Genomic DNA, 12,356 nt, shown 5'->3' with positions numbered 1-12,356 from the left:
TGATTACATAAAAAAGCAAGCAGAAATATAACTGCCTGCTTGCTAGTTTAATAGCTTCTTTGCATTTTGAATCTGAAGATTGGCATCTTCTATCATTGTTTCTAAAAGTTCCTTTACGCTTGGAAGATCATCAATCAGGCCAGCTATCTGGCCGCTGTTCATAAACCCTTCATCACCGTTTCCATTTATCGCTCCAATTTTATGATAGTCTTCTGAAGTGAGTTTATTAAACTCATCAAGACTGATGCCCTGTTTTTCGTAATCCAGCAATTTATTGGCATAACCGGTGGAAAGCACTCTTCGTATTCTGCCAACTGAACGCCCCAATATAAGGGTTTCATGATCGGATGCTTCAATAATTTTCTTTTTATATTGCGGGTGGAATGGTGCCTCCTTGGTTGCTATGAATCTAGTGCCCATTTGCACCCCGCTTGCCCCCAGTGCAAGCATGGCAGCAAGCCCTTTGCCATCACCGATTCCCCCGGCAGCCACGACAGGAACTGACACCTCGCCTGTTATCTGAGGAATCAATACGAGTGTAGTAGTTTCAAGAGAACTATTGATTCCTGCTGCCTCATACCCTTCAGCAGCAATGATATCCGCGCCGGCTGCCTCTGCTTTCAGCGCCTGTCTTACCGAAGCAGCTACGGTTATGACCTTCACACCTTTTTCATGCAGCTTAGGGATAAAAGGAGCCGGGTTTCCGGCCGAAAGGGATACTGCAGGAATCTTATGTTTAATTACAAGGGACAGGATTTCCTTTACATAAGGGGAGACACTTAATGCAACGTTAACGGCAAATGGCTTATTTGTTAAACTCTTTGTTTCCTCAATTATCTTCTCAACTTCCATAGGAGACATTGTTCCTGCCCCGATAGTGCCAAGCCCTCCGGCTTCCGAGACTGCCGCTGTTAAAATGGCGTTGCTAATATTTCCCATGCCACCCTGAATAATTGGATATTTAATATTTAAAATGTCCGTTAATATATTCAATAAAATTCCTCCTTCGTTAAAATAATGTTATACTAATTTTAATAGTTTGACAATTAGGAACACATATACTTAACAATGAAGGTGCAGTCTATGCATCAGGTTAAAATGACCGTTACATGCATATCGCGGTTTTGCAGCAGACCTCTATTCAGTGCGCTTTTCCATTTTTAGTGAGATTTTATAGAACATGATTTGCAGGGTTTGAACAAATGCATAAATAGGAAAAGACCAGGCCATCTGATAGCCTTTTTCATAATGAAATATGCCCAGCTTAACAGAGAACCATTCAATCAGTACAGCAAGAATAGACCAGAGGGTGACATACAGGATATTCTTATATCCCTTTAGATTTAGTTTCACATATAAATAAACAAAAAAATAACTGTATGGCCCGTACATAATATAGCTCAAAAGATCAATGATTTGATAATTCGATGTATCATTTACATCATATAAATCCCACGGCCTGATACTAATGGTATGATCGAAGAACATTCCGATAAATACGCCGATGGTGATATGAACTGCCGTTTCCAAGCCAGATAATTTTTTGGGCAGTTTCCATATAACAATTAGCGATACCAGTAAATTTGCTAATACAAACCATTCATTTGCGTCAAAAGCTCTTTCATATACCTTTTCCATAATTAGTAGGCTCCTGCTTTAGATACATTATCCACCTGGACAATCCGAGCCCGGCAATCAAAAAGGCCGAATTTCCTATGCCTGCTTTAATTAAATTCCAGTCTAAAAATGTAATTACTCCGGACGTTAAGCTGAAAAGATCCATTCCAAGAAGACAGATTAAGAATATGGCGAAGACATTTATCCTTTTAACGCCAGATTGAGTTTTCCAATAAATATTAATAAACATTAGAACTAGAAAGGGACCAATAATTTCACGATGAATCAAAAAGACAATAAATAAAATAGAGTCTTCTGTTATATGAATCCACTTTAATTGAAGGGCAAGTATGGTTGTGTAATTTCGGGCTGCAATTGAAATTAGCATAAGAACCAGAGAGTTTTGCATAAAGGAAAGCTTTTTTTCTATAAAGAAAAAGAAACTTAGTGTATAAAATGCAATTACAAGTGCTGCAGGCAGAACCATAAAATCACCTTATTTGGATGGATTTTCGGATTAATAAACTCTAATGAAGAAATGAATCATAAAAGTAATATTGTTTAGGAAAGATATATTTATTCATTAATGCGATGTTTTATTTTTGGGATTCGTATTGAAAGAGGGATATGATGCACTTATTTTATAATTTTTTCTTTTTATTGGCGGGACTGAAATGGGGGGATTGGAGAAACTGGCGTGTATACTACCCAACTATACTTTTTTTTATTGGAGGTGATTTGTTAAAAAATTTTCTTTTTCGCAATTACCCAATGTGGCAATATAAAGAGACCATATTTGCAGAAAATATCCTTATTGGACACCCGGTCATTAATCTCATGATTATGGCAATCGTGTATCCGGTAACTATTCTAATTTTCATCGGCCGTTATCCGGCTGGACTCCTCAAGCAGGCTGGATGGATTTTGCTATGGGTGTTTCTATATACCTCAATTGAATTTATCAATCTTTACTATTTGAACCTCATTGAGCATTCAAATGGCTGGTCAATTCAATGGTCGTTCTTTTTTAATGTTTTCATGTTTATTATTCTTAGGATTCATCATAATCGGCCGTTAGCAGCAGTGGGAATCGGGTTCATTTGGATTATATTTTTATGGAAAACGTTTGAGGTGCCGATAGATCTTTTACGTTAGATTTTTATAATGATACTGCGTGGAAAGCTTTAATATTTACTGATGGAAATAGATTCGATTCCTTTATTTGCGAAAATAATTGAGCCATCCTGCTTGTCTGCAGCAAGATGGCTCTTTCTCACTCAACCATATAAGGGTGATTTAATGCGTCATAATCAGCATCCCTGTTCTTAAGTTCATTTCCTTCTTTAAAAACACTTTCAAAAAATCTTGATGCCGGTTCTGCCAGTTCTTTATAATATTCACTGAATAATGCAGCAGCATGACTGCCCAGCCATTTATCTGGAAGGAGATCTTCCGGAAGCCCTGGATCCACAAAGAGGAATTTCCGGTATTCATGCACAAGCTTTGTTCTTTCCACAAAACATTCTGCATCAGTCATATTCCCCTTCTGGATTTTATTTTTATCAATGATATATTTCTGGCTGTATTCGGATATAAACTCCTGGTATCTTTCATTGATCTCTGTCAGGTTCCAGCTTTTTTCAACAATTTCGATATTCTTATGCGGACCTGCATACCTGGCAATAAAGAAATCAACATAGTCGGCAATATCATATTTCTCGATCAAATCAAATACTTGTTTCTCAAGATTATTAGCTGAAATCCAGCAGCTGCTTGACATCGAGCCAAAACCGCTCCAAACAAGTTCCTTCCGCAATTCATCCCTCACATTGCGGATTTCTTCCGGGATTGTATACATAAGTATGCGCCACCTGCCATCCCACTCTTCAGGCTTTAATTTAAAGATGCGCTTAGCCGCTTCCTCAATCCTTTTCTGCCCTCTTGGCGTTAAGGAATAATAGCTTTTATTGCCGATCTTTTCTGCGCTCACCCATCCCTGCTTATTCATTCTGGAAATAGCTGCTCTGACAGACTGATCATTATGACCAAATTCGCTTAAAAGCTTTATAAGGCTTCCAATCCAAATTTTGCTTCCATAATGTGAAATATAATCGCCATAAAGTGTGAAAATCATTGACCTTGTATTCAACTTGCTTTCATCCTCATTTCATCATGTGGGTTGAACGGAAAAAATTCGTTATAAACAATTGTACTAAAATTAGGCAGTTTTGAACAATACTTTTTCGGCATACTAAATAATTTGCCTGCCTCTGCCTTTATGCATCACCGATAAAGTCTTTATAAACCCTAAAAACCATAGAGTATAAAGTCTCTATGGTCAGCGCTCAACGATTGTAGAAATCCCCTGGCCAACTCCCACACACATTGTTGCCAGGCCGTATTTTGAATTCCTGCGCTTCATTTCATGCAATAAAGTTGTCAGAATACGGGCACCGCTCGCCCCAAGCGGATGGCCAAATGCAATTGCTCCGCCATTTACATTTACCCGCTCCGAATCGGAGCCAAGTTCTTTTATGCAGGCAAGGGATTGTGAAGCAAAAGCTTCATTTAATTCGGTTAAGTCTATATCATTCATGGTAAGGCCAGCCCTCTTCAAAGCTTTCTGAGTGGAATAAACAGGACCTGCCCCCATAATCGAAGGCTCAAGCCCTGCTGCTGCGGATACAGTATAAGTTCCAAGGGGCTTTAATCCTAGTTCACTCGCTTTTTCCTCTGACATCAGCAGCAATGCAGACGCACCGTCGTTAACCCCTGAAGCATTGCCTGCAGTTACAGTTCCGCCCTGAAAAATGGGTTTTAAGCTTGAGAGTTTTTCATAAGTTGTTTCGGGACGGGGATGCTCATCAAGTGAAATCGTCACCTCACTCCCATTTTTATCTATATATGTAACGGGAATGATTTCATCCTTGAATATGCCTTTTTCAATAGCTGATTTTGCTCTCTTCTGGCTTTCAAAAGCAAACAGATCCTGCTCTTCACGGGATATGCCATACTTTTCTGCAACATTTTCTGCGGTCTTAGGCATGCTTTCAGCACCGTACATTTTCTCAAGCCTGCTGTTTGTAAATCGCCAGCCGATGGTCGTGTCATACATCTCCATATTCCCTCTTGGAAACTCGCTGCTTGGCTTTGCCAGGACAAATGGTGCACGAGTCATGCTTTCCGTACCGCCTGCAATAAAAATATCTCCTTCTCCGGCTATAATGGCCCGTGCAGCATAATTAACAGCGTCTAAACCAGACCCGCAAAGCCGGTTAACTGTTGAAGCAGCCACTTCGACAGGCAAACCGGCAAGCAAAGCTGCCATCCTGGCCACATTGCGATTATCTTCTCCTGCCTGATTGGCATTTCCCAGTATGACCTCTTCAATTTCTGCTGGATTCACGATCGGGTTTCTATCCAGCAGAGCCCTAATGACGATGGCTCCCAAATCATCCGGACGAATATCCTTTAAAGCACCTTTATATCTTCCGATTGGTGTCCTGACAGCATCCACAATTACTGCTTTTCTCATTGCTTAATTTCCTCTCTGGCAGAGTAATCATATACACCCCTGCCCGTTTTGCGTCCAAGCCTGCCAGCTTTAACATATTGTTCAAGGAGCGGTGCCGGCCGGTATTTTTCACCCAGCTTGCTGTGAAGGTATTTTAAATTATTCAGGCGCGTATCAAGACCGACAAGGTCGCCAAGTTCGAATGGCCCCATCGGATAATTCAGCCCAAGCTTAATTGCCTTATCAATTTCTTCAGGTGTGCCAAGACCTTCCTGCAGCATATAAAATGCCTCATTTCCAACGAGCGCACTGATCCTGCTTGTTACGAAGCCTGGAAACTCATTAATGACTACTGTTTCTTTACCCATTTGCTCGGCAGCCCGTTTAATTAACTGTGCTGTTACTTCGCTTGTTTCAAGCCCTTTAATAATTTCAACAAGCGGCATTTTTTGGACGGGATTAAAGAAGTGCATGGCAATCACTTTGTCCGGACGTTTTGTAAATGATCCAATCTCGGTTGGACTCATGGTAGAAGTGTTTGTAGCAAAACAGCAGTGTTCAGGTGCGTGCTGATCAATCACCTCGAAAATATTTTTCTTAATATCCAACACTTCAGGGACTGCCTCAATAACAAGGTCAGCTTCACTTACATGCTGTGCAAGACTTACAGAATAGGTAAGACGGTTTTTGCTTGCTTGCATATCAGCGGCTGTTATTTTATTCCTGGCGAGTCCTTTTTCAAAGATGCTATAAATCTCTTTTTCCGCACGGAATAATTGTTCTTGGCTGATATCTACAAGGGTGGTGTGAAATCCCCCGACTGCACTGACATACGCAATCCCCCGCCCCATTACGCCTGAACCAATCACGACTATATTTTTCATGGTGTAATCCTCCTTTCAGTTTAAAAAAAGACGAGCACCCGAAACGAGATGCTCGCAAGAAGAACAGAAAACGGGCAAATATTTTAATAGGATTCTAAGTCTTTTAATCCAGCAAGGTCTATTTCCCTTGAAACACAGGCTTTCGCTTTTGCATAAATGCTGCTACACCCTCTTTATGGTCAAGAGTAAGTCCTGCCAGCCGCTGACCCTGTGCATCTCTCTCCAAACATTCTTCTAAAGTGGATTCCCAGCTCGCTTTCAGGTTCTTCTTTATTATGGCAATGGCTGCTGTCGGCATGCTGGCCAGCCTTTCTGCAAAAGCCGTTATTTCATCTTGCCATTTCTCCATAGGAATTACTTTTGTAGCCAGGCCCAGCTCTTTGGCTTCCTGTGCATTAACCTTTTCACCGAGCACTGCAAGCTCCATGGCTTTCGCATGACCGATCAGCTTTGGCAGAAAGTAGAGATTCCCGGCATCAGGCACCAGCCCGACATGGATAAAAGCTTCTAAAAAACTGGCTTTATCAGATAGGAGCCTAAAATCGCATGCTAATGCGAGACTCATGCCTGCACCTGCTGCCACCCCATTGACCGCAGCGATAACCGGCTTTTTACATTTATGAAGCTCCAATACCATTGGATTATAGAACCGGCGGAGTACCTCGCCATGATCCATATCCTCATTTACACCCTGAAGGTCCTGGCCAGAGCAAAATGCGCGTCCTTCACCTGTAATAACAAGACATCGGACGTCTTTATCCCGGCTTGCCTGTTTTATGGACTGCTGAACCTCTTTATTAAGCTGTTCAGTGAATGCATTCAGTTTCTCCGGCCGGTTTAATGAAATCCAAGCAACACCGTTTGCGACCTCATATTTCACTGTTTCAAACATTTGCTATGTACACCTCCTCTACTTCCCTTTGAATTGAGGCTTTCGTTTTTCAATAAAGGCATTCATTCCTTCTTTTTGATCTTCTGTCGAGAATAATAGATAAAAATTCTTCCGTTCGAATTCCATTCCCTCATTTAAAGAAGTATCAACTGCTTTAAGGACTGCTTCTTTTATGAGGCGTATGGCGATTGGCGCCTGATTGGCAATTTGTTCAGCCGCCTTCATCGTTTCCTCCAATAGAAGCTCCTCTGCGATAAGCTGGTTGACGATGCCATGTTGAAGCGCTTCTTTGGCCGTTATTCTTTTGCCGGTAAAAAGCCATTCCATTGCTTTCGTTTTTCCGACAAGCTTAGTTAGCCTCTGCGTGCCGCCAGCACCAGGCATTACACCCAGGTTAACCTCCGGAAAGCCAAATTCCGCGTTATCAGCGGCATAAAGCAAATCACAGCATAAGGCAAGCTCAAAGCCCCCGCCAAGGGCAAAACCCTGTACCGCCCCGATAATCGGTTTCTTGATCATGGCAAGGCGATCCCAATCTTTAAATTGATTGCGAAGCTCGAAATCTATTGTCTGGTCATTTGCCATTTCACCAATATCTGCCCCGGCTGCAAAGGCTCTGCCATTGCCTCTTAATACGATGGCCTTTATACTGCTGTCGGCCTCAAACCCTTCCATTGCCTCAAGAATCTCTGATACCATCGGGCGGTTGATTGCATTTAAAACTTTTGGCCGGTTTAAGGCAATTAAACCAAGCTTTCCGTGCTGTGAAACTTCAATGGCTTCATAGCTTTTACTCATCTGCTTCCTCACCAATCATAAGAGTGATAATATCACCTGCAAATTTCATGGCGTCTTTTCCTGATGCCTTGCCTTCATCTGTTCTCATGGCCTCCTGCAAAGCTTCATGGCTATCATAATACATTTCGCACATCAAATAGTACTTCCCTTCGCCTCCCATAGGACTGCCAACAATTTTTGTAACTTCCATTTTGCGGAGGCCCGGAATTTTGGCTGTAAGCGGCGCGTGCGTATTAAAATAATGGTCATCAAATGCCTCCTTATTTTCAGGGTGCTTATAAAGAGCGATTAATTTTACCATTTGTCAACTTCCTTTCAGGTTTAGTGGATTTGATTCATTTAATAGTATTCCTGGAGCTGAATTCATATGTTATTTGTGTTTTCTCTCCATGAATTTATCTTGCAGTATTAACAGTTTATCTAGCATGATTTTTTATCATGTAGAAGGTTTTATTTTTTATCAAGCATTAGACACAATTTGACAGGCGTTCATAACAAATTCGAAAGTCCTAATAGCTACATCATCGTTGATACAGGCTTCATAGCTTCAAATGGGTTCCTGCAGGATTTGCAGTATAAAATACTGCGGCATGCTGTAGGGCCAAACAGGTTTTCCATCGTCGTATATGCGGACCCGCAAAAAGGACAATCCACATGCCATTCGCCTGTTTCACTTATTAATTTTGGAGGCGGCGCAATCCCGAATTCCTTTAGCTTTATCCTTCCTGTTTCTGTTACCCGGTCAGACGTCCAGGGCGGATGATAGATAAACTGGACATCTATTTTTTCAAAAATCCCTGCCTTGCCTATCTCGGTTTCAACGTTTTTTCGAATGATATCCAGTGCAGGGCATCCCATAAAAGTAGGCAGGAGTTTAACCAATACTGAATTGCCCTCCACCTCAATCTGCTCCAGCATTCCTAAATCAACGATTGAAATGGTATCTATTTCAGGGTCTTTAACATTATGAAGCGCTTCTAACGCGGTTTTTATCAATATTTGATCCTGCTCCATTTACATCACCCTTAAAAAAACTTACCAGCTTGCAGCTGGATTTATGTTATACACCTCGCTCAAAGTGGCTAAAGCTGCCTCAAGGTCGGCAGTATGCTCTCCAATGCGGCCATTTCCATTTTCCATTGAAATGTCTGCTTCTGAGACTGCAAGATTGATAGATTCAAAAACAGGCTTCATTGTAAGCAGCCAGCGCTGCTTTAATATTTCTTCCTTCTCAATGAGACCATTTTCCTCCATATCTTTTGCCAGCGGTCCCAATGTTATGACTCCTTCAAAATCAGCTAAAACCTTCCCAATGGCCGCTTCCATCCTCGTTCTGGCTTCCCCGCCAACCTGCATCAGCTGTATAAACCATGTCTTCCAGTGAAGGAGATGATAATAAAGCTCCATATTAACCTTTAATGCCACCTCGGCTAAAGGCCGATAAGAAGAATTTTTAAGAGAGTCCAATCTGATTTTTTTCGATTGGATATAAAAATAATTTCTTACTACCGCGAATGCCCAGTCATATTGTGCTGAAGACAAGTAATGACCTGGTCCATTGGCCACCTCCAAAAGGACAGCATTTCTCCTTTCAGAAGCTTCTCTTGCATGTGCAAGATTATCTACATTGCCTTCTCCAAGATCCTCCAGCAGCTGATAAAACATGGCGGCATGGCCCATGGTATCCTGGCTGATGGATGAAAAGGCGACATCCTCCTCTATATGAGGTGCCAGGCCAAGCCACTCTGAACCCCGGTAGGCAAGTATGAAGTCATCGTCAGCAAGCTGATATAATAACGATGTCAGTGCCGGCTTAACCTTAGCGTCAATTGGCATTTTACTAACTGGCTCAGTCACCTTTCTTCATCCCTCCCCATGACAGAATTTCCTTTTCATCAAGCATTTCCTGCTCGTAGTGGCGCCACTTTTTCTTCAAATATCCGTATCCTTTTGTCGTGCGGTAATCTTTGTTGTCCAGACGCTGAAGTGAGTGCTTTTCTTCCGGTGTCAGCTTCCGGATATCAGAGCGTTTGATGACCCAGATATCAGCAACCGGTTCTCTCCTCATAAAATTTTCCTGTGCCATGACTAGTGCAAGCTCTCGATTTGGCGCCAGCAGGGAAAATTGATATTGCAGAGGCGAGGTATCGGTTCTTTGACTAAAGACTTCGAATTCCTGATAAAATCCTTCGTTTCCCAAAGGGACCCCTCCCATCTGAACGGTTTAGTTTGCAGTATTGAGCGCTTCGCGCACCCATTTGTTAGTCTCATAAGCTGTGCGGCGGAGTCCGAGTCGCTCCTGAGATTTTGGCCCATTATTTTTAATAATGTCCTTGAACTTATTCCAGTCAGGCTGCCTATAGACCCAAAGCTCCTGTTCCTGGTCAAAATGCATTGTCTCATCCGGCAGTTTGAGGCCAAGCGAGAGAACCCGGGGAATATACTTTGTAAAAAAGTCTTGCCTTAAGTCTTCGTTCGTCTTTGTCCGGATTCTGTATTTTATCGTTGTATCCTGTTTGGAAGTGCCGGTAGTAGAGGCATCACCGGGGCCAAAGAACATTAACAGCGCTTCCCACCAGCGGTTAACCGCATCCTGGACCATCGCTTTTTGCTCCTCGGTTCCTTCTGCAAGCGCCATGATGATTGCTTCACCATGCTGGGCATGAAAAACCTCTTCCGCGCAAATCCGCTTAAGCGCTCTTGCATAAGGGCCGTATGAAGCATTAAGCATATTGGTCTGGGTAATAATAGCAGCACCGTCAACCAGCCAGCCAATCAGCCCGGCATCCCCCCATGTTGGAGCCTCCATATGAAAAACATTGTGGAACTTCAGTCTTCCACTGAATAAATCCTGCATAATATCTTCACGGGTTTTGCCGAGAGGCTTCATTAAATCCTCTGCAACACGGAGCAGCAGCTGTCCATGTCCCATCTCATCCTGCACCTTTGCCATAATTCCCAGCTTCCGTTTTAATGATGGGGCTTTTGGCACCCACTCCTTTTCAGGAAGTGCTCCCATAATTTCACTGATTCCATGCATCGAAATCAATTTGATTAATGTCATTCGGTAATCTTCCGGCATCCAATCATCCGCTTCAATTTTTTCTTCTGCATTAATGCGTTTCATGAACTTCTCGTATTTTTGTTCTTCCGTCATTTCTTGAAAGAAAAGAGCTTCTGACATGTGATTCACCCCCAGTGAGTTAAAAATTATTCATTCAGGTTACTGCATTTTTCACTGCCGGATTTACAATCCTGACAGCTTTCCCTTCCGATCTTGGCAGCGTTTTAGGCGGATGGAGAACAAGTCCGATGTTAATAAAGCAATTTTGCTTCACTGCTTTCTGGATCTTCTTTTTTACATGTTCTGCTTCTCCCATATCTCTATATAACTCCTCGCTCCATTCAGCATGAAGCTCCAAAACTTTTAAACTTCCCCTGTTATACACTTGGATATGGTAATGGGGAGAAAGCTCAGGCATCTGAAGGATGCACCGTTCGATTTCGGAAGGAAAGACGTTTACACCATTTACGTTAAGCATATCGTCTATGCGGCCTTTCACTCGGCTCATGCGAATCGTAGTTCTCCCGCAAACACACTTCTCTTCAGAAAGGGAGGCGATATCACCAGTTCGGTAGCGAATCACCGGAAAAGCTTCCTTCGTTAAGCTTGTAAAGACGAGCTCACCTTCCTCCCCGTTTGGAAGCGGTGTCATTTCTATCGGATCGATCACCTCTGCATAAAAATGATCCTCTGCAATGTGCAGCCCATCCTGAGATTCATGGCATTCCATGGCTACACCCGGTCCCAGAACTTCACTAAGTCCATAAATATCGCATGCTTTAATCCCAAGCTTAGCTTCTAGTGTTTTCCTCATTTCTTCAGACCAGGGCTCTGCACCAAATATCCCATACTTTAATGATGTATCGGCCGGTTCTATTCCCCTCTCTTCCAACTTCTCTGCTAAATTGAGGATGTAGGAGGGAGTTCCGCAAATAACTTCTGGATTAAAGTCTTGAATCAGCATAATTTGTCTGTCAGTATTTCCTCCAGAAACAGGTACGGTTGCCATGCCAAGCTGTTCGCTGCCATAATGCAGTCCCAATCCACCCGTAAACAGACCGTATCCGTAAGCATTATGCAATGTCAGACCAGGTTCACCTCCTCCGATTGAGATTGCCCTGGCTATCAGATTGCTCCACATTTCGATGTCATTTCGGGTGTAGCCCACTACAGTCGGCTTGCCGCTCGTTCCCGAAGAAGCGTGCAGCCGGACAATTTCTTTTTTATCCACAGCAAAAAGCCCGAATGGGTAATGTTCCCGCAAATCTGCTTTAACAGTAAAGGGCAGCTTTTGAATATCATCCAGGCTGTTAACGTCTTCAGGTGCAATATTACTTTCCAAAAACTTTTTCCGATAAAAAGGCACATGATTAAATACTCTTTCCACTGTCTGCTTGAGCCGGTCCAACTGCAATTCTTCTATAAAATCGCGGCTTTCCGTTTCAATATCATGCAGAATCAAGACATGACCTCCCAGATTATCATCATATTAAGATAGTTATTTCATATAACGTTAAAATATCGTCAGATAAAATATGTGTTATATATTTAACACAAAGATACCGTGTAAACAGGAAAAAGTCAACT

The 12,356-nt window shown here is 42.3% G+C and carries 15 protein-coding genes; 1 reads left to right on the top strand and 14 read right to left on the bottom strand.

The annotated features are described in order from the left end of the window. Positions 1 to 42: 42 nt before the first annotated feature. From IRB79_RS12715 to IRB79_RS12705, 3 genes are all read right to left on the bottom strand, one after another. Complete coding sequence (locus tag IRB79_RS12715; RefSeq protein ID WP_243508833.1) at positions 43 to 993, bottom strand: NAD(P)H-dependent flavin oxidoreductase; 951 nt, start codon at positions 991 to 993, stop codon at positions 43 to 45. Positions 994 to 1,137: 144 nt separating this feature from the next. Next, positions 1,138 to 1,638 carry a hypothetical protein gene (locus IRB79_RS12710; RefSeq protein ID WP_243508832.1) on the bottom strand — a complete coding sequence of 167 codons (501 nt, stop codon included), beginning with the start codon at positions 1,636 to 1,638 and terminating at the stop codon, positions 1,138 to 1,140. Beyond that, complete coding sequence (locus IRB79_RS12705; protein WP_243508830.1) at positions 1,622 to 2,104, bottom strand: hypothetical protein; 483 nt, start codon at positions 2,102 to 2,104, stop codon at positions 1,622 to 1,624. The genes IRB79_RS12710 and IRB79_RS12705 overlap by 17 nt, the downstream gene beginning before the upstream one ends. A 140-nt stretch (positions 2,105 to 2,244) precedes the next feature. Between IRB79_RS12705 and IRB79_RS12700 the strand changes: the two genes are divergently transcribed. Continuing rightward, the gene (locus IRB79_RS12700; protein WP_347815355.1) at positions 2,245 to 2,772 is read left to right on the top strand and encodes a CBO0543 family protein; all 528 of its coding nucleotides are present in this window, start codon (positions 2,245 to 2,247) and stop codon (positions 2,770 to 2,772) included. Between the two features lie 118 nt (positions 2,773 to 2,890). On the opposite strand, the gene paaX is transcribed toward IRB79_RS12700, so the two are convergent. The 11 genes from paaX to IRB79_RS12645 form a co-directional block, all read right to left on the bottom strand. Next, a complete protein-coding gene (paaX, locus tag IRB79_RS12695) occupies positions 2,891 to 3,766 on the bottom strand; it encodes a phenylacetic acid degradation operon negative regulatory protein PaaX (protein ID WP_243508827.1) in 876 nt (291 codons plus the stop codon). 189 nt (positions 3,767 to 3,955) lie between these two features. After that, the gene (locus tag IRB79_RS12690; protein ID WP_243508825.1) at positions 3,956 to 5,152 is read right to left on the bottom strand and encodes a thiolase family protein; all 1,197 of its coding nucleotides are present in this window, start codon (positions 5,150 to 5,152) and stop codon (positions 3,956 to 3,958) included. After that, the gene (locus IRB79_RS12685; protein ID WP_243508823.1) at positions 5,149 to 6,015 is read right to left on the bottom strand and encodes a 3-hydroxyacyl-CoA dehydrogenase; all 867 of its coding nucleotides are present in this window, start codon (positions 6,013 to 6,015) and stop codon (positions 5,149 to 5,151) included. Before IRB79_RS12685 ends, IRB79_RS12690 begins: the two co-directional genes overlap by 4 nt. Positions 6,016 to 6,133: 118 nt before the next feature. After that, a complete protein-coding gene (locus tag IRB79_RS12680) occupies positions 6,134 to 6,907 on the bottom strand; it encodes an enoyl-CoA hydratase-related protein (protein ID WP_243508821.1) in 774 nt (257 codons plus the stop codon). Between the two features lie 18 nt (positions 6,908 to 6,925). After that, a complete protein-coding gene (locus IRB79_RS12675) occupies positions 6,926 to 7,705 on the bottom strand; it encodes an enoyl-CoA hydratase-related protein (RefSeq protein WP_243508819.1) in 780 nt (259 codons plus the stop codon). Further along, complete coding sequence (locus IRB79_RS12670; protein ID WP_009334759.1) at positions 7,698 to 8,006, bottom strand: EthD family reductase; 309 nt, start codon at positions 8,004 to 8,006, stop codon at positions 7,698 to 7,700. The genes IRB79_RS12675 and IRB79_RS12670 overlap by 8 nt, the downstream gene beginning before the upstream one ends. 215 nt (positions 8,007 to 8,221) lie before the next feature. Then, complete coding sequence (paaD, locus tag IRB79_RS12665) at positions 8,222 to 8,719, bottom strand: 1,2-phenylacetyl-CoA epoxidase subunit PaaD (RefSeq protein WP_243508817.1); 498 nt, start codon at positions 8,717 to 8,719, stop codon at positions 8,222 to 8,224. A 21-nt stretch (positions 8,720 to 8,740) separates the two neighbouring features. Continuing rightward, entirely contained in the window at positions 8,741 to 9,562 is an 822-nt protein-coding gene (paaC, locus tag IRB79_RS12660) for a 1,2-phenylacetyl-CoA epoxidase subunit PaaC (protein ID WP_431833420.1), read from the bottom strand. Beyond that, positions 9,555 to 9,920: a 1,2-phenylacetyl-CoA epoxidase subunit PaaB gene (gene paaB, locus IRB79_RS12655; RefSeq protein ID WP_243508815.1), complete on the bottom strand. Its 366-nt coding sequence runs from the start codon at positions 9,918 to 9,920 to the stop codon at positions 9,555 to 9,557. Before paaB ends, paaC begins: the two co-directional genes overlap by 8 nt. Before the next feature lie 9 nt (positions 9,921 to 9,929). Continuing rightward, entirely contained in the window at positions 9,930 to 10,889 is a 960-nt protein-coding gene (gene paaA, locus IRB79_RS12650; protein WP_243508813.1) for a 1,2-phenylacetyl-CoA epoxidase subunit PaaA, read from the bottom strand. A gap of 34 nt (positions 10,890 to 10,923) precedes the next feature. Further along, entirely contained in the window at positions 10,924 to 12,231 is a 1,308-nt protein-coding gene (locus tag IRB79_RS12645) for a phenylacetate--CoA ligase family protein (protein ID WP_243508811.1), read from the bottom strand. Positions 12,232 to 12,356 lie beyond the last annotated feature (125 nt).

The organism is Cytobacillus oceanisediminis, from assembly GCF_022811925.1.
Classification (GTDB): Bacteria; Bacillota; Bacilli; order Bacillales; family Cytobacillaceae; genus Cytobacillus; species Cytobacillus oceanisediminis_D.
The sequence above is the reverse complement of the archived record's forward strand: the minus strand, read 5'-3'. Positions and strand labels throughout refer to the sequence as shown.